Origin of the sequence: Rhizobium sp. ZX09 (genome assembly GCF_017357485.1) — a bacterium.
Classification (GTDB): Bacteria; Pseudomonadota; Alphaproteobacteria; order Rhizobiales; family Rhizobiaceae; genus Agrobacterium; species Agrobacterium pusense.
On the sequence record NZ_CP031364.1, the window covers coordinates 2077645 to 2101549 of the forward strand.

Sequence of the window (23905 nt, forward strand, 5' to 3'; positions counted from 1 at the left end):
GAGATTGAACGGAGCTGAAGATGGGTCTGATCCTTGTCCAACATGACACCGACAGTCCTGCTCTTTACGGGGCGGTGGCTGCAGCGGTTGCCGTGAGCCGCAATTGTGGCTTCATGCACATCGCAGCCCATTTCGATACCGCGCGCCATGCGGATGCAGAACAGCACGTGGTGGCAACAGGTGGGCTTGCGGCAAGCGGTCTTTGCTGGTTCGAGCGGCTGTCGGGAAAGCCGGTCTCGCCACCCGCAACTGTCGGAGAGGTACTCGATGCGGCTCGCCTCGCAGACGTTGTTGTGCCGGTTCATCAAGCTTTCATGGCTGAGGCAGACGCGACGAGCATGCTTGCGGAAAGCGCAAATGAAGTGATCAACGTTGTCGAGCGTGGGGATCATTTCATCGACGGGGAGACCGACGTCGTGCTTGCCTGGCGCGATCGCTTTGGTCGCGTCGTTCTGAAACAGGCCGAGGCTACGCCCGCTGCCGCAATGAAGATTGCATTGGTGGGTGCCGAAAGTGATCATTTCGGCGTCTATCCGGCGGCATTGGCAAGCCTTGCCGACGCGGCGGACAGTCTTTCTGCTGCTGTCGAAATAGACTTCATCGATCCGGTCGATTTACGGGACGCCGATGCCGGCAAGACGCTTCAACCCTATGCCGGTATTCTTCTACCGGGTGGATCGGACATGAAAAATGTGGCCGGGCAGACGGCGGTGGCGGCCTTCGCGCTTGACAACTCAGTTCCGATCGTCGGCCTCTGCCTCGGTATGCAGACCATGGCAACCGCCGTGGCCTGGAAGACATTCGGCCGCGAAAACGCCAATCTGGCTGAGGCCGATCCCGATGCCGATATCAAGACGTTCCGCGCCATGGCTGGAGAGAAAACAGCCGATGGCGGTCTGCTGCCCGAGCACCGCACGGGCGATCAGATAACACAGCCGATCCCGGGGACGCGGCTGGCGGCGCTGATCGGCGCGGATACGTCCATTCGGTGCAATCACCGTTTCCGGCTCAATCCGGAACTGGTGGAAGCGATGCAAATGCGCGGGTTGCGGGTGGCCGCCCGAGGCGTAGATGGCGCTATCGTCGATGCAATTGAGGTGATCGACCATCCCTTCTATATCGGGATGCAGGGACACCCCGAATTATCGTCCCGCACCGGCGCTCCCCATCCCTTGATCGTCGCCTTTCTTCAGGCGGCGCTTCTCAGACAGTCACGGGCGGCGGTCTAACCGTCGTCACTCAACCAAAAAGACAGGAAACACTCATGCGCTCGCTTTTCCATCTCGCTTATCACGTCAACGATCTCGATGAGACCCGCCGTTTCTACGGCGACGTTCTTGGCTGCCAGGAAGGGCGCAGCACCGAGACATGGGTGGATTTCGACTTTTTCGGCCATCAGATTTCCATGCATCTCGGCAAGCCGTTTGAAACGACGCGCACCGGTAAGGTCGGAAATCACATGGTGATGATGCCGCATCTCGGGGTTGTTCTAGAGCTTGATGCCTGGCTGGCACTCGCCAAGCGCCTCGAAGATGCCGGCGTCGCCTTCGACATACCGCCGGTGGTGCGCTTTGAAGGTGAGCCCGGCGAGCAGCGCACGATGTTCTTCTTCGATCCAAGCGGAAATCCGATAGAAGTCAAAGGGTTCAAGGACTTCGACAGCGTTTTTGCGCACTAGGTTTATCGTCAGAAGAAGAGGAGTCCGCCCGATGATCGCGCTTGTGACGCGTATGACCGCTGATGTGGAACAGCTCTGGCTGGCTGCGCTTTCCCAAAATCTGCCGGGTGAAACGATTGTCCCGTTTCGGCAGCTCGATGAGGATGCACGGCAGAAGGTCGACATCGCAATCGTCGCCAATCCGGATCCGGCCGATATTGCACGGCTGCCGGGTTTGAAATGGATCCACAGTGTTTGGGCCGGCGTCGAACGCCTTGTCAGCGAACTTGGCGAAAGCCGGTTGCCGATCGTGCGTCTCGTTGATCCGCAGCTCAGTCGCACAATGGCTGAAGCCGTGCTGGTTTGGACCTATTATCTGTTCCGTGACATGCCAGCCTATGCGAAGTTCCAGCGTGAGCATGTCTGGCAGCAGCTCGCCTATCGCCGGCCTGAGCAGGTTACGATAGGTCTCCTGGGTCTAGGTGCGCTCGGAGCAGCTTCCGCGTCGCGCCTGAAAGAGGCGGGGTTCAGCGTGATCGGCTGGAGCCGTTCGGCAAAGTCGCTTGCCGGTGTCGAGACCTTCCATGGGGAAGAGGGGCTGGATCTCCTTCTGAGCCGTTCGGACATCCTTGTCTGCTTGCTTCCGCTCACCAGCGAAACGAAGGGATTGCTGAACCGTGACCGGCTTTCCAAATTGCCTGCGGATGCCTCCCTGATCAATTTCGCCCGTGGTCCGATCGTCGTTGATGGAGACCTGATCGAGGCGCTTGATTCCGGCGCCATGAAACATGCGGTTCTCGATGTCTTCGATATCGAGCCACTGCCTGCCGACAACGCCTTGTGGGACCATCCCGCAATTACGGTTCTGCCGCACATCTCTGCGCCGACAGACCGGGAGACCGCAGCCGCCATCGTCGCTGGCAACATCCTGACCTATCGCAGCACGGGCGCACTTCCAACCACCGTCGATCTGGAGCGTGGCTATTGAATCTGGCCGCGCAACATCCTGATCATCAAACGCATCATCTTTTGGAACGGAATGAACATGACCTCTCCTGAACGTATCGTCTATGTGGATGGACACTATTGCCTCGAATCTGAAGGCAAAGTTTCGATCTTCGACCGTGGTTACCTCTTTGCCGACGCCATCTACGAAGTGACATGCGTCATTGGCGGCAAGCTTGTCGATTTCGACGGCCACATGGCTCGGCTTGCACGGTCGCTGAAGGAACTGGACATGCCTGCGCCCATGAGCCCACAGGAATTGCTGGCCATCCATCGCAAGCTGGTCATCGACAACAACGTCGATGAGGGACTGATCTACATGCAGATCTCGCGCGGCGTCGCAGATCGCGATTTTAACTTTCCATCAAAAGACACGCGGCCGGTGGTGGTGATGTTCACCCAGTCCCGCCCGGTTCTGGAGAGCCCGCTTGCCAAGCGTGGCCTCAAGGTCATCACGCTCCCCGATATCCGTTGGGGGCGCCGTGACATCAAAACCGTGCAGCTTCTCTATCCTTCGATGGCGAAAAACGCGGCACATGAAGCGGGCGCTGATGATGCTTGGCTCGTTCAAGATGGATTTGTTACGGAAGCATCTTCTGCCAATGCCTACATCGTCACCGCTGACGACAAGATCGTGACGCGCGCATTGTCCTCAGATATCCTTCATGGCATCACCCGTGCAGCCGTTCTTGGATTTGCGCAGGAAGCCGGCTACGCGCTGGAAGAGCGCTCGTTTGCGGTCGCAGAGGCGCTTAGAGCGAAAGAGGCGTTCATCACCTCGGCGACGTCTTTCGTCACTTCTGTTTTGTCGATCAATGACGAGACGATCGGTGATGGTACGATCGGCCCGGTCAGCAGCCGGCTGCGCGAGATTTATCTTGAGAAAGCGGTCGGCGCTCGCATCTAGCAGCGCTGCCGCTCACCCACAAATTTGGGTCGCCCAGGGGCTGCGTTCTCTGAGTTCGGCCACCGCGCCGGCCGGTGACCGTCAAATTTGCATTTACCGGAGCAAGTGACCGTGTCCGCAGTCAATGGGCGAAGATGTTGATCTCAGCCATGCGCCACGCCCTGACCTCACGGCGACCCTAGCACGACGGGCGTAATCGGAGAAGATCAGCGAATTGCGCGGATCGGTGCCGTTGCCGGAGTTAAGAGCGTCGACACTCAGGCTATGCATCCGTTTATATTGATAGTCGTACCTGGCAGGGGATCAATATCGTGCCGGAGATGCCGTGGTTTTCCTGTAGACCGGACCTCAAGATCGGCGTCAGGATATCGGGCATGATGAAGCTCGAAAAGAGTTCTCAGTTCACCAGCACAGCGCGCCGTTCCCCGGGTATCCAGGATCGGGGTCCCGTGGGTTGGGCCAACTTTCGTGATGAAGTGTTGCTGAGCGGTCCTCCCAGTTTCAGGCGATCGCTCATGCGATTACCTTGGTCTGGACGTGTTCGAGTACATCAAAATGATCTACAACCCAAAACGCAAACACATCAGGAACAGGATGCCGCCGCCCCTCGAGTTCGAGAAGCGGTAGGATATTTACCCCGAGAGCGTCAAGAAAATCGGCCCTATTCAACGAGGAACGAACCTTATGATGACGATAAAACGCATTGTGCTGGCAAGCCGCCCCTTGGCAGAACCATCGCATGAAAATTTCCGCCTTGAGGATGCCGAGTTGCGCGAAGCAGCCGAGGGCGATGTCACGGTCCGCGTTCTCTATCTTTCGCTCGACCCTTACATGCGTGGGCGTATGAGCGATGCCAAATCGTACGCGGCGCCCGTACCCATCGACGGTATCATGGAAGGCGAGACGATCTGCGAGGTGGTGAAGTCACGGCACAATGGTTTTGCGCCCGGCGACATCGTGCGCGGGCGGACCGGTTGGTGTACGGGGGCGGTCATCAATGGGGACTTGCTACGAAAGGTCGAGACGCACGGCGCGCCGGTCACGACCGCGATCGGCGTCCTTGGCATGCCCGGATTTACTGCATGGAGTGGTCTGAAGTTCATTGGCAAACCGAAGCAGGGTGAGACGGTTGCTGTCGCTGCAGCCTCTGGTCCCGTTGGTTCGATGGTCGGACAGCTTGCAAAGCTTTACGGGGCGAGGGCAGTCGGTATAGCCGGTGGACCGGACAAATGTGCATTCGTGAAGGATGAACTTGGCTTCGACAGCGTGGTTGATCATCGCTCGGAGAATTTTGTCAGCGATCTGAAGGCGGCCTCTCCAAACGGGATTGATGTCTATTTCGAGAATGTCGGAGGACGCGTCTGGGATGCGGTACTGCCTCTTCTAAACCGGTTCGGGCGTGTTCCCGTCTGCGGCCTCGTTTCTCAGTATAACGGTGCAAACTCGTCGCAGGCAGACCGTCTTCCGGCGACGATGTCGGCGATCCTGAGACAGAGCCTTCTTGTTCGAGGTTTCATCCAGACTGAATTTGCGGCCGATCATTTCAATGACTTTCTCGCGGAGATCGGCCCAAGGGTCGCTAGCGGCGAGATCAGGTACCGCGAGGATGTCGTCGATGGATTGGAGAATGCTCCCGACGCCTTCATCGGCATGCTGAAAGGCAAGAATTTCGGCAAGCTTATCGTCAAAATCGACGGCCTCGTCTCATGAGCCGTCATAACAAAAAAATATCGCGGTTTTGGATGACTACCAGAATGTGGCGATCACCAGCGCCGACTGGTCGCCCTTGAACGACCGCGCCGAAATCACGGTCTTCAATGACCACATCGCGGACGAAGAACGCCTGCTTGATCGTCTCTTGCCGTTCGATGCTGTCTGCGTCATGCGCGAACGGACGCCGCTGCCGCGACGTATTCTCGAGCGCCTGCCGAACCTGCGGTTCATCGCAACGACTGGAGGGCGCAACGCCTCAATCGACGTTGCAGCGGCCCGTGATCTCGGCATCGTTGTTTCGGCGACGGGTGCGAACGGATCGGGCGCCCCGGAGCTGACTTGGGCACTCATCCTTGCGGCGGCACGCCATATTCCCACAGAAATTGCCTCGTTTCGGAGTGGCGGCTGGCAAACCACGGTCGGGCGCGACCTTTCGGGCAGTACGCTGGGTGTCATCGGTCTGGGCAGGATCGGCCGCCAGATTGCAAAGGTCGGCCTTGCATTCGGTATGGAGGTGATCGCCTGGAGCCAGAATCTGACCGATGAGGCGGCAGAGGCTGCCGGTGTGAGACGGGTTGAAAAAGACACGCTTCTTCGCGAGTCAGACTGGGTGACGTTGCATCTTGTTCTCTCGGAGCGAACAAAGGGCATAATCGGTCCGGACGAGCTGGCATTGATGAAGCCAACAGCCTGGCTCGTGAATACGTCACGAGGTCCGCTTGTCGATGAAGGAGCTTTGATCGCTGCCCTGGAAACCAAGAGGATCGCAGGTCTTGCAGTGGACGTGTTTGATCATGAGCCTTTGGCCGGTAATCATCCGTTTCGGACTTTTGGCAATGTGATCGCAACGCCTCATATCGGTTTTGTTACCGAAAACTCATACCGGATTTTCTATCGAGATACCGTGGACAATCTCGTCGCATGGCTAAACGGAGCGCCACTGCGGGTTTTGTGAACTTCCGACGCGATCCTTGCTTCCTGTCCCGCGACCAAGTGAGGCCATCTCACCTTGCCCAAATAAAAATGCGGCCGAATGATCGGCCGCATTCTGATGTCGCAAAAGTATCAGCCCTTGATGAAGGCCAGAAGATCGGCGTTCAGCACATCGGCATTGACGGTGAGCATGCCATGCGAGAAGCCGGGATAGGTCTTCAGCGTGCCGTTTTTCAGCAGCTTCACCGATTTCAGGGCGGAGTCGGCGATCGGAACGATCTGGTCGTCTTCACCGTGCAGAACAAGCGTCGGAACGCTGATATTCTTCAGGTCATCGGTCTGGTCGGTTTCCGAGAAGGCCTTGATGCCGTCGTAATGGGCCTTTGCACCACCCATCATGCCCTGACGCCACCAGTTCTGGATCACGCCTTCATGCACGGTCGCGCCATCGCGGTTGAAGCCATAGAACGGGCCGGCCGGGACGTCGCGGAAGAACTGCGCACGGTTTGCGGCAAGCGCTGAGCGGAAGCCGTCGAAAACCTCCATCGGCAGGCCTTCCGGATTGGCTTCGGTCTTCAGCATCAGCGGCGGTACGGCGGAAACGAGAACCGCCTTGGCGACACGGCCGGCGGGTTCGCCATGCTTGGCGACATAACGGGCAACTTCGCCGCCGCCGGTGGAATGGCCGATATGCACGGCATTCTTCAGATCGAGCGCTTCAACGACCGCAAAGGCGTCGGCGGCGTAGTGGTCCATGTCGTGACCATCGGCAACCTGGGCGGAACGGCCATGACCACGGCGGTCATGGGCGACAACACGAAAACCCTTGGAGACGAAGAACAGCATCTGCGCATCCCAGTCATCGGACGAGAGCGGCCAGCCATGGTGGAAAACGATCGGCTGGGCATCCTTCGGGCCCCAGTCCTTGTAGAAAATCTCAGTGCCGTCCCTGGTTGTCACGAAACCCATGTCAATTTCTCCTTGTGCTGAATGGTTACTGGAAGGGGTCTGCGAGAAGGCGATCGTCGGAATGCCCACGCTGGCAAGTGCGATGCTACCGATCAGTACGCTGCGTCTCGACACGAAAAACCGATCTGCGTCAGATGTCATACATATCTCCTGTCGAGCTTTGTCTTCGAATGCCCTTGGTTGACTTGAAGAACTTAGCGCCATCCGCTATCACAGGCGCGTGGCGCAAATGACTTTATCGGAGGCAAAAGTGACAAATTTTGAACCGGCTGACTTTATCGAGGTCGGGTTACTGATCTATCCGGATTGTCAGCTGGCTGCGGTCTACGGACTGACGGACTTGTTCCGTGTCGCCGGCGACTGGGCGACGGATTTACAGGAACCAACAAGCCTTCGAAAAATCCGCGTCAGTCACTGGACGGTTGAGGATGGCGCGGTTTCTTGCATCTGGGATTCGGAAACCGGAGCATCGCATTCGTTGAGCTACATCATCGCGCCACCGAGCATCGTCATGCCGGAGAAGATGCAAAGCATGCGGCCTGCGTCAAAATGGCTTTCATCCCAGCATGCGCTTGGTGTGACTGTCTGTTCGATCTGCGCCGGAGCTTTCGTTCTCGCGGAAACGGGGCTTATCGATGGACGGCGTGCCACAACCCACTGGGCCTTTGCCGCGCGACTTGCCGAGCGGTTTCCCAAAATAGATGTTTTGCCCGATAACATGATCATTGACGATGGTGACGTGATCACCGCCGGAGGCATTCTGGCTTGGGCCGATCTCGGCCTGCTCCTCGTTGAAAAGCTTCTTGGGCAGACCGTCATGCTGGAGACAGCACGCTTTCTGGTCGTGGATCCGCCGCGGCGCAGTCAAAGCCAATACAAGACTTTCATCCCGCGATTTGATCACGGTGACAAAGAAGTTCGCCAAATCCAGCATCAATTCCATGCAGCGCCAGAGCTGCAAAAATCGATCGGCGAACTGGCAGACAGCGTGCATCTTTCAGAAAGAACGCTCCAGCGTCGCTTTTTGCGTGCGACAGGATTGAAACTGACGGAATATCTTCAGAACGTGCGCATTATGAAGGCGCGGCAATTGCTCGAGACGACGAATGGCTCGGTCGAGAGCATCGCCTGGGCGGTCGGCTATGCGGATCCGGCAGCATTCCGCAAGATATTTGGCAGGTTAACGGGAGCGACGCCGAACGTTTATCGTGGCGATGTGCGACTGTGATTGAGCTTGTGGGCGACCAACTTCCTGTTGCGGACCGAGGTCGCCGTCCCGTTGATGCCGAAATCTACCGTTTCGACGTCAGCCCATCTTCAGCAATGTGCCTGTTCGGGCAAGTCTCATCTGAACGGCGCAAACGGGTCATGTGGAGGTAGCCTTTGCCTTCTTCTGACGCAGCGTTTCTCCGAACTTCATCCGATAGGCACGCGCAAGCGTGGAGGGCGAGGAAAACCCTGTGCGAAAAGCAATTTCATAAAGCGACATATTGGTTTCCACCGCGAGTGCGCGAGCATGAGAAAGTCTGATCTGGCTGTAGTACTGGCCCGCGGACATACCAAGATATTGGTGAAACAGGCGATCCATGCTGCGCTCTGAAACCGCAACACGGTCGGCAATGATTGGCAATTTGAGCGGCTGTTCTGCGGTTTCCCGCATAACGATGATGGCACGCTGTACGGCGGTGGGGAGGCCGTGATCGTTCATCCTGCCGGCGAACCCTCGCGCCAGCCCCCTTTCACCAGGTTTTTGGACACCGCCGAACATGTTGGCGACATCAAACCGCAGCGCCTCGCCCGCGTGTTTGCCGATGAGGTCGAGTGACCAGCTCAGAACACTCTGTGCATCTCCGCAAGTGACGATGTTTCCGTCAACGACATAGGGTCCGTCCGTGACACGGACCTCAGGAAAATTCTCCGAAAATTCCTTCTTCTCCATCCAGTGGATCGTCGCCTTGCGCCCTCCCAGAAGACCCACGCGCGCAAGTAGCCACGCACCGGTGTCAAGCCCGCCCACTACCGGCAGTCCGCGGGCTTTTCTGCGCACAGCAGCCGCTGAATCGTGATCAAGGTGATTGCGCACACCGTAGCCTGCAACAAGGACCAGTGCATCGGTCGCTCCGACGCGGGACAGGGGTAGGTCAGCGCCAATCACCGCACGTGACGAACTGGCGATGGCGCCACCGTTCAAAGAGCATAATTGCCATGAAAACAGCTGACGCCCCGAAAGATCGCGGGCTGCCCGAAGAGGCTCAATGGCGCTGGCGAGCACCATGTTGGAAAAGCCCTCGAAAAGCACAAACGTCAGGTGAAACGGCGATTTTGGCGACATTTGCATAATTTAGCGCAAATTATGCACATTGCGACTGAAAATTTGCTGTCACACTCCCTTGGAATTTACCTCGCTTCCGGAGTTTTTCATGAACCGCGACGTCTTCATCACATGCGCTGTCACCGGGTCCGGTCAGAGCCATACGAAGTCAAGTCTCGTACCGATCACGCCAGCACAAATTGCCGATGCCTGCATCGAAGCCGCCAAGGCGGGCGCCGCCATTGCCCATGTCCATGTTCGCGACCCAAATACCGGGGCGCCCTCTCGCGATCCGGCTCTTTACCGGGAAGTTGTCGAGCGTGTCCGCGCCTCGGATACGGATGTCGTGCTCAACCTGACGGCGGGGATGGGTGGGGATATCGTTCTCGGATCGGCAGAAGCGCCGTTGCCGCTCGCGCCACAATCCGATCTGGTTGGCGCAACCGAGCGTCTGATCCATGTGGAAGAATTGCTGCCGGAAATCTGCACGCTCGACTGCGGAACAATGAATTTCGCGGAAGCAGACTATGTGATGACAAACACCCCCGGCACGTTGCGTGCCATGGCCCGGCGCGTTCAGGCAGCTGGCGTGCGCCCTGAAATCGAGGTCTTCGATACTGGGCATCTCTGGCTTGCCAGGACACTCGTCGATGAGGGGCTCATCGACGATCCCGTCATGATCCAGCTTTGCATGGGCATCCCCTACGGCGCGCCAGCCGATATCAACAGCCTCATGGCGATGGTCAACAATATCCCGCAGGGATGGACCTATTCGATGTTCTCGATTGGCCGCATGCAGCTGCCATATGTTGCACAGGCGGCGCTCGCGGGCGGTCATGTCCGTGTCGGGCTGGAGGATAATATCTGGTTGGACAAGGGTGTGCTCGCGCGCAACGGCGATCTGGTCGAACGCGCGGCCACCATTTTAACAGGCATGGGCTGCCGGATTCTTACCCCACAGGAGGTTCGCGAAAAGCTCAAACTGCTTCGGCGCTAATCAGCATCTCATCAAACTATAATTAAGAGAGGAACTGTTGAAATGAGCAAAGCACTATTCGATGTAACCCGACGCGGCCTCTTGGCTGGCGCAGCTGGCCTTGCGGCTGCCGGGCTGATCCTGCCCTATGGCGCAAGAGCAGCAGAACCGAAGCGTGGCGGCACGTTGCGTATCGGCCATCTTGGCGGCGCGACCTCCGATACCACAGACCCTGCGACATTTGCTGCCGGCCCGGTCGTCACCGCCATGCTGGCGGTGTGCAACAACCTCGTGGAAATCGACGCCGAGGGCAAAGCGGTGCCGGAGCTTGCGGAAAGCTTCGAGACCGACGCAGACGCGCGCATCTGGACCTTCAAGCTGCGGCAGACCGCAACCTTTTCCGACGGGCGCAAGCTGACTGCCAAAGACGTGATCGCTTCATTCAATCACCATCGCGGACAGGATTCCAAGTCCGGCGCGAAGGGATCTCTCTCGCAATTAACCGACATTCGTGCCGATGGCGATCATGTCGTGATCTTTGAACTCAATTCCGGCAATGCAGATTTTGCCTATCTTACCTCCGACTACCACTTCGTCATCATGCCGGCCAACGAGGACGGAACGCTGAACTGGCAATCCAAACTCGGCACAGGTGGATACGTACTGGCTGATTTTGAGCCGGGCGTTCGCATTACCTTGAAACGGCGCGATGACTACTGGAAATCGGACCGGGCCTGGTTCGATACCACCGTTCTGTCAACCATCAACGACGCCACGGCGCGTCAGAATGCGTTGATCACCGGTGAGGTCGATGTCATCAACTCACCTGACCTTGCAACGCTCCCGCTTCTTTTGCGCCGACCAGGGATCAAGGCGACGGAAGTCACGGGCACCGCGCATTACGCGATGCCAATGTTCTGTGATGCAGCGCCGTTCAAGGACCCGAATGTTCGCCTCGCCCTCAAACACGCCATCGACCGCAAGGCGGTGCTTGATAAGGTTCTGCACGGGCACGGCCGCATCGCCAACGACAGCCCCATCGCACCCGCTAACCGCTACTTTGCTGCCGACCTGCCGCAACACAACTATGATCCTGATAAGGCAAAGCACTATCTCAAAAAGGCGGGCATGGATGCGCTCAAGGTGGAGATATCCGCGTCGGACGCGGCCTCCGTCGGGGCGCTGGCCATGGTTCAGCTGTTCCAGCAGTCTGCCAAGGCGACTGGGATCGATCTTGGCATCAAACGGGAGCCGGACGACGGATACTGGTCGAATGTCTGGCTGAAGAAGCCGTTCTGTGTGAGCTACTGGAACGGTCGCCCGACCGAGGACGACATGTTCAGCCTCGTTTATGCCAAAGGTGTCGATTGGAACGAAAGCCACTGGGATAACGAGCGGTTCAACTCGCTTCTTGTAAAGGCGCGCACCACTCTGGACGAAAAGCTGCGTGCAGAAATGTATCGTGAGATGCAGGGCCTGGTCAGTGAGGATGGCGGGACGATCATTCCTGTCTTCGTAAATTATGTCGATGTCTCCAATGACAAGGTTGCGCATGGCCCCGTCGCCAACAACCGCTTTTTCGACGGCTGGAAAATCGTAGAACGGTGGTGGCAGGCATGAAAATCGCAGCAATTGGAGGCGGTGTCATCGGCGGCGGCTGGATCGCCCGCTTCATACTGGCCGGTCATGACGTTGCTGTCTTCGACCCGCATCCCGAAGCAAACCGTATTGTCACAGAAGTAATGACAAATGCGTCCGAAGCATGGGGGAGGCTTTATCAATCACCTCTGCCCAGGCCAGGGGCAATAGTCTGGGCAGGCTCGATCGCCGAGGCGGTAGCAGGTGCGGACTACATCCAGGAAAGCGTTCCGGAGCGGCTGGATCTCAAGCATCGTATCATTGCCGAAATCGAAGCAGCGGCTCCGCCGCAGGCGATCATTGCCTCTTCCACCTCCGGGTTCAAGCCGTCAGAATTGCGCGAAGGTGCAGTTCATCCCGAGCGCGTCATCGTGGCGCATCCCTTCAATCCGGTCTATCTTTTGCCGGTCGTTGAAGTGGTGGGCGGCGGCGTTGCTGCGCAAAAGGCGTCCGACATTCTGGTGTCGGTGGGCATGAAACCGGTGCAGGTCGGCCGTGAAATCGATGCACATATCGGTGACCGGCTGCTCGAAGCGATCTGGCGGGAAGCACTTTGGCTGGTGAAGGATGGTATCGCCACCACGGAGGAAATAGACGATATCATCCGATACGGCTTTGGACTGCGCTGGGCGCAGATGGGATTGTTCGAGACCTATCGCATCGCTGGCGGCGAAGCTGGTATGCGTCACTTCCTTGCTCAGTTCGGCCCGGCGCTGAAATGGCCATGGACCAAATTGATGGACGTGCCGGACTTCAATGACGACCTGATTGACCTGATTGCCGGCCAATCGGACGCACAGTCAGGGGCACACTCCATCCGAGAGCTTGAGCGCATTCGCGATAGCAACCTGATCGGTATTTTCCACGCACTCAAGGCGAATGATTGGGGAGCCGGACAGACCGTCAAAGCGATGGAAAATCGCTTTTATGCCCGTCACGGTAAGATGCAGTCAGATTATCCGCTGCGTCTCCATGAAGCCCATGTGAACGGTGGCTGGGTCGATTACAACGGTCACATGACCGAGTTTCGCTACTTGCAGGTATTGGGCGATGCGACCGACGCCTTTCTCATCCATATAGGGCTCGACGCCGATTATCGCGCCGGTGGTCATTCCGCTTACACGGTCGAAACCCACATCCGTCATCTGGCGGAAGTAAAGGCAGGTGCGCGGCTCACGGTGGAAACCAGGCTGTTTGGTTATGACGAGAAGCGCCTTCGCCTACATCATGCGATCCTGAACGAAGATGGCGAGACAGTCGCGACCGGGGAGCATATGCTCCTGCATGTCGATACCAAGGCAAACCGTACAGTGGCAATGCCGACACCATTGATGCGCGCACTTGATCGTGTCAACGCGAAGGAAAATGGATCACTGCCAGATCACGCCGGGGCCGGTATCCGTGCGGTACGGTTGAAGGAGACGTCGGCATGACGAGCGGACGAAAGCGCCCCATTCGGCATATGGTGGCCGTGCGGCTGGGTCTCGGCTTGTTCACTCTGCTTTTGATTTCCCTCCTGATTTTTCTTGCCGTCGGCCTGCTGCCGGGCGACATTGCCCAGCAGGTCCTCGGCCAATCGGCGACGCCCGAAACCGTTGCGGCTCTTCGCCGCGAGCTTGGTCTCGATCAACCTCTGACATGGCGCTATCTCACGTGGATCGGCGGCATCCTCACCGGCGACTTCGGCCATTCGCTTGCCAACGGTCGACCTGTTGCGGAGCTTCTGTCGGCGCGGTTGGGCAATACGCTGTTTCTTGCTGCATACGCAGCCGCCATCGCGATACCACTGGCGGTGCTGTTGGGGCTGCTGGCGGCGATGTGGAGAGGAACGTGGTTCGACAGGGTCATCAATATCATGACCCTGTCCGCCATCTCTTTTCCCGAATTCTTCGTCGCGTACATCCTGATGTTCTGGCTTTCCGTACATATGGGGTGGTTTCCATCGGTAGCCGATCCCGGCGCGGCACCCGACTTCTTCGACATGCTACGCCGCGCCTTCCTTCCGGCAATAACGCTCGTCCTTGTCGTGACAGCGCATATGATGCGCATGACGCGTGCTGCGGTGCTGAATGTGCTGGCCGAGCCCTATGTCACAATGGCGCGCCTCAAGGGCGCCTCCCGCTGGCGCATCATCACCAGGCATGCCCTGCCGAATGCGCTTGCGCCGATTTCCAACGTCATCGCGATCAATGTTGCTTGGCTTATTACCGGTGTCGTCATCGTTGAGGTTGTTTTTGTCTATCCTGGCCTCGGCCAGTTGATGGTCGACAGCGTTACCAATCGTGACATGCCGGTGGTGCAGGCCTGTGCTCTCATCTTTGCCTCAGTTTATATTCTCTTGAACCTTCTGGCCGACGTGCTGGCAATTGCCACCAATCCGCGCCTGCTACATCCGAGGTGAGCTGATGACGAGCCTTGCCCGGACAATCAGGAGCATGCCTTCAACCGCGCTGATCGGTCTTATCATCATCGTCATCTATGTTGTTGTCGTTGCGCTTGCCCCAATGATCGCGCCCTATGACCAAGCCGAAATCGTCGGCGCGCAATTCGAACCCTGGAGTACGGCTTTTCCCCTCGGCACGGATGCGCTTGGCCGCGACATGCTCTCGCGGCTCATCTGGGGCGCTCGCAATACTGTCGGAATTGCCGTCGCGACCACGGTGCTTGCTTTCGCGCTCGGTGCGGTATTTGGTCTTCTTGCTGCTGCCCTCGGCAAATGGTTTGATCTCGTTCTTTCCCGCATTGTTGACGTGATGATGGCGGTGCCGCCTCTGATCCTGACATTGCTGGCGCTATCGGCGCTTGGGTCGGGCGTCGTCAATCTGATCCTGATCGTTGCGGTTCTCGATTCGACACGCGTCTTTCGTCTGGCGCGCGCGACCGCGGCAAATGTCATGGTCATGGACTATGTGGAGGCGGCGAAACTCAGAGGCGACGGCATCGCCTGGATCATTCTCAAGGAAATACTTCCCAACATCACCGCGCCCCTCATTGCCGAATTCGGGCTGCGGTTCTGTTTCGTCTTTCTGACCATTTCGGCGCTCGCCTTCCTGGGGCTTGGGCTACCACCACCGATGGCTGACTGGGGCGCGATGGTTCGCGACAACGCCGCCCTCATCACCTTTGGAGATATCACCCCGCTTTTACCGGCCGCCTGTATCGCCGTGCTGACGGTTTCGATCAATTTTGTCGTGGACTGGATGTTGCATCGCGCCTCGGGATTGAAAGACTAAAGCCATGTTGCTGAAGATCGAAAACCTCAAAGTTGAAGCAAAGAATGAGGATGGTTGGTCCCCGATCCTGCACGGCATAAATCTCGAAGTGAGGCGCGGCGAGGTCGTTGGCCTCATCGGCGAGTCTGGTGCCGGCAAATCGACGCTTGGCCTTGCAGCATTGGGTTTTGCCCACGCCGGCCTGCGTTTTGCAAGTGGGCGCGTTCTCGTGGAGAATGTTGATCTGCTGCGTCTGAGCGAACGGGAGAGGTCGGCCTATCGAGGACGGCGCGTTGCCTATGTCGCCCAATCTGCTGCCGCCAGTTTTAACCCCGCCTGGCGATTACTCGATCAATTCTGCGAGGGCCCGGCCATACACGGCGCCGCGAGCAGACCGGATTGCGAGATCTTTGCGCGTCAGCTTTACGCCAGCATGCATTTGCCCGATCCGGCAAATTTCGGGCTGAGATTTCCGCATCAGGTGTCGGGTGGACAGTTGCAACGTGCCATGGTGGCGATGGCCATGGCCTGCAAGCCCGATCTCATCGTCTTTGACGAACCGACGACAGCGCTCGACGTGACAACGCAGATCGGGGTCCTTACCGCCATCCGCTCAGCCGTCGAAACATCGGGAACTGCAGCGATCTACATCACCCACGATCTCGCCGTCGTGGCTCAGATGGCTGATCGCATTAAGGTCATGCGTCACGGCAGGGAGGTGGAGGAGGCGCCTACACGTCAGATCATGCAGGCTCCACGCGACGACTACACCCGCTCGCTCTGGGCCGTGCGGGAGTTCCGCCGCCCTGAACGCCGGCTGGAGAGAAAGGACGCGCCTGTGATCAGCATCAACAATATTACCGCGTCTTATGGCCACTTTGATGTCTTGCGTGACGTCGCGTTTGAAATTCCGCGCGGTGCCACCGTTGCTGTTGTCGGAGAGTCGGGTTCGGGAAAATCAACCACCGCCCGCGTTGTTACAGGCTTGCTGCCGCCACGCATTGGCAGCATAGAACTGAATGGAGAAGTGCTGCCGCCGAGCCTTAACCGGAGATCGCGCGAGCAATTGCGCAAGATCCAGATGATCTATCAAATGGCTGATACAGCCCTCAATCCGCGCCACTCCATCCGCCAGATTCTCTCCCGTCCGCTACAATTTTATCTGGGCTTGAAGGGAGCGGCGCTGGAAAACCGCCTTGCGGAGCTGATGGAGCAGATCGAGCTTGCGCCCAGGCAGTTTCTTCATCGGCGACCGGGCGAATTATCTGGTGGCCAGAAGCAGCGGATCGGCATCGCCAGGGCGCTGGCGGCAAATCCTGAAATCATCATCTGTGACGAAGTGACGAGCGCACTTGATCAACTGGTGGCCGAGGGCATCCTGCGCCTTCTAAGCCGCCTCCAGGACGAAACGGGCGTTTCCTACATGTTCATCACGCACGACATCGACACAGTGCGCGCCATTGCTGATGACGTTGTGGTGATGAAGGGTGGAACGGTGCAGGACAAGGGCAGCAAGGCCGACGTCATGGATCCGCCGCGCCATGACTATACGCGTCAGTTGCTCGCTTCTGTGCCGCAGATGGATCCGGATTGGCTAAGGCGTCATAACGGGGACAAACCACATGATCAGTGATCCTCAGGTTATCGCCTTCATCCGCAAAACCGAAGCCAGCTATCCAGCCGAGGCCAACACCGCGAGCGCCCTAGAGAACCGGGCCTATTACGATGCGATGTGCGCTAATTTCCGAGCACCTCGGCCAGAGAACGTCGTCGTTGTCGATCGGGAGATCGGTGGGGTACCGTGCCGGATTTACGGGTTGGCATCACCCGTTTGCGTCCTCTACCTGCACGGCGGGGGCTTTGTGGTGGGAGGGCTCGACAGCCACGATGACGTCTGTGCGGAAATTGCTGATGCGACGAGTTTGCAGACTATCTCGGTCGATTACCGCCTTGCGCCGGAGCACCTGTGGCCCGCACAGATAAACGACGTTGAAGCGGTTTGGCGAGCACTGGATCGACCGGTTGTGGTGGTGGGCGACAGCGCAGGCGGTCTTCTTGCTGCGGCACTTTGTCTCTCGCAAAAGGGCAGAAGACAACCCCGGGGGCAAGTCCTTATTTACCCGGGCCTTGGTGGTGACGGGGACACGGCGTCCTATCGTGACAATGCCGAAGCCCCGCTGTTGCGGGCCAGTGACGTGATTGTCTACAGGGACTTGCTCTTTGGTGGCGCATCCCCAAGCGATCCGATTGCCCGCCCGCTGAAGGCGCCAGATTTTTCAGACCTTGCCCCTGCATTCATTGTCACGGCAGATGTAGATCCCTTGCGTGACGATGGCGCGGATTATGCCGAGCGGCTGTCGGCGGCGGGTGTGCCGGTGACCCTGCGCAACGAGCCCCAGTTACCGCACGGTTTCTTGCGCGCGCGTGGAATGAGCGACCGCGCGCGCCGAAGTTTTCAAGCAGTCATTGCCGAAGTGCGGCGCTTTTCTCTTTCATGAGGCGTGTCCTTGATTTGCCGGTCTTGAGCGAGATGCCGGAATCCCGGCACACCTCGCTCATTCCTTCGCCCTCGAATAGGCGGGCGACGGAGTTCGGGCGCTCTGTTCAATTATCCTTGGCACGCTATCGGCTCCTGCGGCAGCCGTATCCGAAGTGTCAGATAAGATCGCGTTCGTAGCGCTCGTCCCATTGTCGCGTCCTGACGATATTACCATTCTCGAGAGCCGAGAGCTCGCCGATTAAATAGAAGTACCTTTCATCGGAGCGCATTTCAGTCCGGCTCTCGATCGTTATCCGCCACCCGTCCCGGCCCATTTCGTATGTCTGGGTGAGCACGTAGCGAGCGGAGAGGGGATCGTCGTCGCGAATGCTCAGTTCACGGCGCAGACTGTGGCTGAGTTCGGTATCGATCTCGTCAAAGCGCAGCACGCCCTCGCCGAACAGGCCACCCACACCTTCCGTGATATAGGTGTTAACACCGGTTTCGTGGTCCTGTTCTGTCCAGCGACGAACCGTGCCGGGGTCAATCTGCGTCATAGGCGTGAATGGGCCATGGGCGGGCGGCTCGAAGCGAACCTGCTTGCCGTCGCCTACAGCACGTACTGGCAGGTCGAGCGCGCTTTCCGCAACCGAAATGCTGATCGTCGCATCGTAAGGCGATGTCCACACCATCGGCCAATATGCGGTGGCGATGGCGAGTTGCAGCTTGTGGCCTTTGGCGAAGCGATATCCGCAATCGTTGAGCTTGATCGCGACGTCGTAGAATTTGCCGGGTTCCAGTGGTTCCGGATTTTCGTGGCTGTCGCGGTGGGTAAGGTTGAAAACCTGGTAGCTGACGCGTGTGATGCGACCGTCGGGAAGCACATCGTTGAGGCGCAGCGATATCTGGGCGACGGGACTATCTGCGGCAACGCGCAAACGCGCAACAGGTGCACCGAGTAAATTGAAATCGTCTTCAAGCAGGGCGGTTTCGAAAATCAGCGCGCCACCATTGTCGAGCCGCTGGTCGGTCGGATGTTCGCCCGGGCAGCCGGTCGCCATCCATTCGCCGCCCGCCTTGCCATGGCTCTGGGGTGAACGGATAGCAAGGATCGCAGGATCACTCACCGCGTCACGCAAGTCCCGGGCTCCACCAAGATAGAGTGATCGGGTCGAGATTTCAGGCGAAGGCCACGCCGCTTCGCCGACCCACCGGCCCTTCGTCATCGTGCGCGTGCCTGTCGGTTCGATTGTGTCGCTGACGAAGGCGCGCAACATCGGCTCGTCCATGACGCCGGTCTCTTTCCCCTTCAGCCAATGGTCCCACCAGCGCGTCGCCTCCTGAAGGAAGCCGATTGCCGGACCGGGTACGCCATCCTGAGGATAGATGTGGCCCCAGGGCCCGATGATGCCGCGACGGGGTACCTGAAGGTTTTCCAGAAGCCGTGGGACCGCATTGGTATAGCTGTCCGCCCACGCGCCGATGGCAAGGACCGGGCACTGGATGGCGCTCCAGTCCTCGCAGACCGAACCGTGTTTCCAGTAGGCGTCGTAACGCTGATGTTCTAGCCAGAGCCCGGGGAAAAAGGGCAGCTTTTCCAGTCGCTCAAGCCAGCGATCGCGCCATTCGTCGCCAACAATCTCCGGGTCGAGCGGGCGGCTCTGATAGGCAAGCATGATCGTGCCCCACCAGAGATTGTCGTTCAGCAACAACCCGCCCATGTAGTGAATATCATCCGTATAGCGATTATCCGTGGAATAGGCGGTGATGATGGCTTTCAACGCCGGTGGACGGCGGGCGGCGACCTGCAGGCCGTTGAAGCCGCCCCAGCTCTTGCCCATCATGCCGACATTGCCGCTGCACCAGGGCTGGCAGGAAATCCAGTCGATCACTTCCAGGGCGTCGTCCTGTTCCTGCTGCAGATATTCGTCTGCCATATGGCCGTCGGATTCGCCGGTGCCGCGCATATCGACGCGGATCGCCGCATAGCCCTGGCTGGCGAAATAGCCATGCATCGGCTCGTCGCGCCCGCGCGTTCCGTCACGCTTGCGATAGGGGATATATTCGAGAATGGCAGGAACCGGCGATTGCTCCGCGCCTTCCGGCAGCCACAGACGCGCTCCAAGGCGCACGCCGTCGCTCATGGGGATCCAGATATGTTCTTCAACACGCACTGTCATTTGGGTATTCCAGTCAGTTCATCGGGTGCTGGCATTGCAGCAGGCCATTGGAGATGAAGGAGAGACGGCGGCTCAAGCATGTTAGCCGCCGCGGAAGTCAGGCGGCCGGGAGGCCGCGTTTTGCCAGAACGCCGTCCAGCCAGTCGCGCCGCAACTCGGGAACCGAGGTGATAAGCTGCTCCGTATAGGGCTGGTACGGCGGAGCAAAAACCTCCTCGGTGGTGCCGGTTTCGACAATACGGCCGTGCTGCATCACCATGGTCCTGTCGGCAATCCTGCGAACGACGCCGAGATCATGGGTGATGAACAGATAGGAGACGCCCAGTTCATCCTGCAGCGACTGCAACAAAGTGAGGATCTCATCGGCGACCAGCGGGTCCAGCGCCGAAGTGACTTCGTCGCAAATGATGAGGTCGGGACGCGCCGCAAGGGCGCGCGCGATACACACCCGCTGCTTCTGCCCACCGGAAAGCGCTTTTGGAAGGCGCGCGGCAAAGTCGCGCGGCAGCCCGATGAGATCCAGCAGGCGGTTCACTTCGGATGCGCGCTGCTCGTCGTTCATGCCGAAATAGAACGACATTGGTCGGCCGATGATTTCGCCAACCGTGTGGCGCGGGTTCAACGCCACATCCGGAAGCTGATAGACAAGCTGGATGCGCCGCAACTCTTCACGGCTGCGTTGGGTGTATTTATCGGCAAGCCTGTGTCCGGCGAGGGTAACAACGCCGGAGGAATGGGGCGGCAAGCCGGCAATGACCCGGGCGAGGGTGGATTTTCCTGAACCGGACTCACCCACAACGGCGAGTGTCTCACCCTTGCGCAACAGGCACTGGACGTTATCAAGCACCTTCTTACGGCCGTAATAGGCGGTGACATCGCGCGCTTCGAGCAGAACCTCACCATTTTCATGGTGAACGCCTTCTCCCGACATGCTGGCCTTGCGTTCGGAAACCAGGCGGCGCGTATAGTCCTGCTGCGGCTTTTCGAGGATCTGTTCGGCAGAACCGGCCTCGACCTCTTTGCCATGACGCAGCACCAGGATGCTGTCGGCAATCTGCGCCACTACTGCAAGGTCGTGCGTGATGTAGAGCGCAGCCGTATCATAACGCTGGATCAGGCTGCGCAGGAGAGCGAGAACTTCGATCTGCGTCGTAACATCGAGCGCGGTGGTCGGTTCGTCCAGAACCAGAATATCGGGACGGCAGGACATGGCCATGGCCACCATCGCGCGCTGCAACTGACCGCCCGATACCTGATGCGGGTAACGGCTGCCGAAATTCTGATAATCGGGAAGCTGCAGCGCCTGCAGCAGCTCCAGCATCCAGGTTTCCGCCTCCTGCCGGTTCATGATGCCGTGATAGAGCGGGCCTTCCATGATCTGTTCGCCGATCTTCATTGCCGGATTGAAGGCGGCGGCTGCGCTTTGCGCCACATAGGCAATGCGCGCACCACGTACTGCCTCGCGTCCGGCGCGATCGATCGTCATCAGCGAAACGCCGTTCACGACAATCTCGCCCCCAACGATCCGGCAGCCGTTGCGACCGTACCCCATGGCAGCAAGGCCAATCGTGGACTTGCCCGCACCGGATTCACCGATGAGCCCTTTGACCTCGCCGCGCTTCAGGTCGAGGTCGACGTTGTCAACGAGGATGGCGCCATTTGGTGCGGCAACCTTGAGCCCGCGAATTTGCAAAACCTTGCTCTCGTTCATCGGTCCGCTCCCTGAATTGCGCTGCGGCCGGCAAGCAGCCAATCGACGACGAGGTTGACGCCAATGGTGAGGATGGCGATGGCGGCAGCCGGATAAAGGGGAGCATAGAGACCGTAAAGGATCGCCTGCTGGTTATCTTTCACCATACCGCCCCAGTCCGCGAAGGGCGGCTGGATGCCAAGACCAAGGAAGGAAAGCCCCGCGACGAAGAGGAAGGTGAAGCAGAAGCGAAGACCGAATTCGGCAATCAGCGGCGGCAGGGCATTGGGCAAGATCTCCTTAAACACCAGCCACAACAGGCCTTCACCACGAAGACGCGCCGTTTCGGCATATTCGAGAACATTGATACCCTGCGCGACGATACGAGCCAGGCGAAAGACGCGCGTGGAATCCAGAAGGGCGATGGTGACGATCAGCACGGGAATGGACGAGCCAAGTGCCTGCAACACCACAAGGGCCGAAATCAGCACCGGAATACACATGACCGTGTCGACAATGCGCGACAGAACCGTGTCCAGCCAGCCGCCGAAAATGGCGGCGATGAACCCCAGCGTAATCCCGATGGTGAAGGACAGGAGAGATGCTGCCAGTGAAACGCCAATGGACATCTGTGCGCCAGCCAGAAGACGCGACAGCATATCGCGGCCATTCTGATCAAGACCAAACCAGTGCGCAGCCGAAGGCGGATCAAAAGGCGATCCGACAATTTCCTCCTGGGCGAAAGGCGCGATATGCGGGCCGGCGACGAACAGGATGAGATTGAGCGAGATGATGAAAAGACCGATCCATGCGGTCGGGGTGATGGAACGGAGAATTTTCATCGGGGATGCCTCAGGCGCGGATTAAGCGCGATTGCCGAGATATCGGCAATGATGTTCAAGATGACGTAGGCCGCGCCAAAGACGAGGGCCGCAGCCTGCACCAGCGGCAGGTCACGCTTGGAGACCGCATCGACCATGAAACGGCCAAGCCCATTGTAGTTGAACACGGCCTCCACCAGCACCACGCCTGTGATCAGATAGGCGATGTTGAAAGACACGACATTGACGATGGGCGCAGCCGCATTGGGAAGGGCGTGACGAAGAACCGCGCGCCGGGTGCGAAGCCCCTTGAGATAGGCGGTTTCGACATAGGCCTGATCCATGACAGCCAGCACGGCGGTGCGGGTCATGCGCAACATCTGCGCCACGGTCACAAGAACAAGCGTCAGGGCCGGCAGCGTGGTCGCCTTCAGCCAGTCCGCAAAACCCATGCCGGGATAGGTATCGGCAAGGCTCGGCAGGAGGTTATACTGCACGGATACGAACAGGATCAGCAGCAGGCCGAGAAAATACTCCGGCAGGGAAACGAAGGCGAGCGCCACAATATTCACTGCGCGATCAAACAGGCTGCCGCGCAGGATTGCGCTGAACAGCCCGAGTGTGACGGCGACAGGAACGGAGACGACGGCTGCATAAAGCGCCAGCGCCATGGTGTTCCAGAAGCGTGGCCACAGAAGATCGGCCACGGGTTGATGGTTGGCCAGGGAATTTCCGAGGTCGCCGCTTACGAAGCCGCCCAGCCAGGAGAAATAACGATGCAGGAGGGGCTGGTCGAGGCCGAGATCGGCGCGCAACACGGCGAGGGATTCAGGCGTCGCATTTTGTCCGAGTATTGCCGACGCCACATCACCGGGAAGAAGCTGAGTGCCGGCGAAAATAAGCGCCGACACCAGCAGAAGCGTCAAAATACCCAAAGCAACGCGCTTCAGGATAAGAGTAGTCATTATGCGTCCAACCAGACTTTTTCAGCGAGACGGGCGCCCATGAAATTGAACATGGGATGGGTCGTCACGCCCTTGAGTTTCTTGGATGTGGCGTCGAGATAGTCGCCAAACATCGGGATCATCGCGCCGCCTTCATTGGAAATGAGCGCCTGGAGTTCGGCGTAGATTTCCTTGCGCTTGGCGTCGTCGAGAAGCGCACGCGCTTCGATCAGCTTTTTGTCGAAGGTGTCGTTCTTCCAGTGCGTGTCGTTCTGCGCCGACGTCGACTGATATGCGATGGTCAACATCTGGTCTGCCGTGGGACGACCGCCCCAATAGGACATGCAGAAAGGCGCTTTCATCCACACATTGTCCCAATAGCCGTCAGCCGGCTCGCGCTTGATCGAAACGTCGATACCGCCCTTAGCGGCGCTGGTGCGGAAGATCGCAGCCGCATCCACTGCGCCGGA

The 23905-nt window shown here is 58.6% G+C and carries 21 protein-coding genes; 14 read left to right on the forward strand and 7 right to left on the reverse strand.

Going from position 1 to position 23905, the window contains the following annotated elements:
- Nucleotides 1-20 precede the first annotated feature (20 nt).
- The 6 genes from BTN45_RS24175 (at nt 21) to BTN45_RS24200 (ending at nt 6237) form a co-directional block, all read left to right on the forward strand.
- Nucleotides 21-1229, forward strand: a complete 1209-nt coding sequence (locus BTN45_RS24175) for a gamma-glutamyl-gamma-aminobutyrate hydrolase family protein (protein ID WP_207591553.1) — start codon at nt 21-23, stop codon at nt 1227-1229.
- 35 nt (nt 1230-1264) lie between these two features.
- Nucleotides 1265-1678, forward strand: a complete 414-nt coding sequence (locus BTN45_RS24180; protein ID WP_207591561.1) for a VOC family protein — start codon at nt 1265-1267, stop codon at nt 1676-1678.
- A gap of 31 nt (nt 1679-1709) precedes the next feature.
- A complete protein-coding gene (locus tag BTN45_RS24185) occupies nt 1710-2645 on the forward strand; it encodes a glyoxylate/hydroxypyruvate reductase A (RefSeq protein WP_207591562.1) in 936 nt (311 codons plus the stop codon).
- Nucleotides 2646-2696: 51 nt separating this feature from the next.
- Complete coding sequence (locus tag BTN45_RS24190; protein WP_207591564.1) at nt 2697-3569, forward strand: D-amino-acid transaminase; 873 nt, start codon at nt 2697-2699, stop codon at nt 3567-3569.
- Nucleotides 3570-4253: 684 nt separating this feature from the next.
- Entirely contained in the window at nt 4254-5279 is a 1026-nt protein-coding gene (locus BTN45_RS24195; RefSeq protein WP_207591565.1) for an NADP-dependent oxidoreductase, read from the forward strand.
- 46 nt (nt 5280-5325) lie between these two features.
- The gene (locus tag BTN45_RS24200) at nt 5326-6237 is read left to right on the forward strand and encodes a D-2-hydroxyacid dehydrogenase family protein (protein ID WP_348649835.1); all 912 of its coding nucleotides are present in this window, start codon (nt 5326-5328) and stop codon (nt 6235-6237) included.
- 110 nt (nt 6238-6347) lie between these two features.
- Here the strand turns inward: BTN45_RS24200 and BTN45_RS24205 are convergent, their stop codons facing one another.
- A complete protein-coding gene (locus BTN45_RS24205) occupies nt 6348-7184 on the reverse strand; it encodes an alpha/beta hydrolase (protein ID WP_207591745.1) in 837 nt (278 codons plus the stop codon).
- A 250-nt stretch (nt 7185-7434) separates the two neighbouring features.
- Here BTN45_RS24205 and BTN45_RS24210 point away from each other — a divergent pair, with 250 nt between their 5' ends.
- On the forward strand, nt 7435-8412 hold the full coding sequence (locus BTN45_RS24210) for a GlxA family transcriptional regulator (RefSeq protein WP_348649833.1): 978 nt from the start codon (nt 7435-7437) through the stop codon (nt 8410-8412).
- Between the two features lie 138 nt (nt 8413-8550).
- Here the strand turns inward: BTN45_RS24210 and BTN45_RS24215 are convergent, their stop codons facing one another.
- Nucleotides 8551-9516, reverse strand: coding sequence for a GlxA family transcriptional regulator (locus tag BTN45_RS24215; protein WP_207591567.1), 966 nt, complete (start codon nt 9514-9516; stop codon nt 8551-8553).
- An 88-nt stretch (nt 9517-9604) separates the two neighbouring features.
- On the opposite strand from BTN45_RS24215, the gene BTN45_RS24220 reads away from it, so the two are divergent.
- The 7 genes from BTN45_RS24220 to BTN45_RS24250 are packed head-to-tail and all read left to right on the forward strand — an operon-like array spanning nt 9605 to nt 17819.
- Nucleotides 9605-10492, forward strand: coding sequence for a 3-keto-5-aminohexanoate cleavage protein (locus BTN45_RS24220; RefSeq protein ID WP_207591568.1), 888 nt, complete (start codon nt 9605-9607; stop codon nt 10490-10492).
- A gap of 42 nt (nt 10493-10534) precedes the next feature.
- Entirely contained in the window at nt 10535-12091 is a 1557-nt protein-coding gene (locus BTN45_RS24225) for an ABC transporter substrate-binding protein (protein ID WP_207591570.1), read from the forward strand.
- The gene (locus tag BTN45_RS24230) at nt 12088-13542 is read left to right on the forward strand and encodes a carnitine 3-dehydrogenase (protein ID WP_207591571.1); all 1455 of its coding nucleotides are present in this window, start codon (nt 12088-12090) and stop codon (nt 13540-13542) included. The genes BTN45_RS24225 and BTN45_RS24230 overlap by 4 nt, the downstream gene beginning before the upstream one ends.
- Complete coding sequence (locus BTN45_RS24235; protein WP_207591572.1) at nt 13539-14510, forward strand: ABC transporter permease; 972 nt, start codon at nt 13539-13541, stop codon at nt 14508-14510. The genes BTN45_RS24230 and BTN45_RS24235 overlap by 4 nt, the downstream gene beginning before the upstream one ends.
- 4 nt (nt 14511-14514) lie before the next feature.
- The gene (locus tag BTN45_RS24240; protein WP_207591573.1) at nt 14515-15342 is read left to right on the forward strand and encodes an ABC transporter permease; all 828 of its coding nucleotides are present in this window, start codon (nt 14515-14517) and stop codon (nt 15340-15342) included.
- Nucleotides 15343-15346: 4 nt separating this feature from the next.
- Nucleotides 15347-16954 carry an ABC transporter ATP-binding protein gene (locus tag BTN45_RS24245; RefSeq protein WP_207591574.1) on the forward strand — a complete coding sequence of 536 codons (1608 nt, stop codon included), beginning with the start codon at nt 15347-15349 and terminating at the stop codon, nt 16952-16954.
- Nucleotides 16944-17819, forward strand: a complete 876-nt coding sequence (locus BTN45_RS24250) for an alpha/beta hydrolase (protein ID WP_207591575.1) — start codon at nt 16944-16946, stop codon at nt 17817-17819. The genes BTN45_RS24245 and BTN45_RS24250 overlap by 11 nt, the downstream gene beginning before the upstream one ends.
- 157 nt (nt 17820-17976) lie before the next feature.
- Here BTN45_RS24250 and BTN45_RS24255 read toward each other — a convergent pair whose 3' ends face one another.
- From BTN45_RS24255 to BTN45_RS26460, 5 genes are all read right to left on the reverse strand, one after another.
- The gene (locus tag BTN45_RS24255) at nt 17977-19980 is read right to left on the reverse strand and encodes a CocE/NonD family hydrolase (RefSeq protein WP_207591577.1); all 2004 of its coding nucleotides are present in this window, start codon (nt 19978-19980) and stop codon (nt 17977-17979) included.
- 97 nt (nt 19981-20077) lie between these two features.
- Complete coding sequence (locus BTN45_RS24260; RefSeq protein WP_207591578.1) at nt 20078-21691, reverse strand: ABC transporter ATP-binding protein; 1614 nt, start codon at nt 21689-21691, stop codon at nt 20078-20080.
- Nucleotides 21688-22512, reverse strand: a complete 825-nt coding sequence (locus BTN45_RS24265) for an ABC transporter permease (RefSeq protein WP_035210563.1) — start codon at nt 22510-22512, stop codon at nt 21688-21690. The genes BTN45_RS24260 and BTN45_RS24265 overlap by 4 nt, the downstream gene beginning before the upstream one ends.
- A complete protein-coding gene (locus BTN45_RS24270) occupies nt 22509-23456 on the reverse strand; it encodes an ABC transporter permease (RefSeq protein ID WP_207591580.1) in 948 nt (315 codons plus the stop codon). Before BTN45_RS24270 ends, BTN45_RS24265 begins: the two co-directional genes overlap by 4 nt.
- A complete protein-coding gene (locus BTN45_RS26460; protein WP_246751732.1) occupies nt 23456-23896 on the reverse strand; it encodes a hypothetical protein in 441 nt (146 codons plus the stop codon). The genes BTN45_RS24270 and BTN45_RS26460 overlap by 1 nt, the downstream gene beginning before the upstream one ends.
- Nucleotides 23897-23905 lie beyond the last annotated feature (9 nt).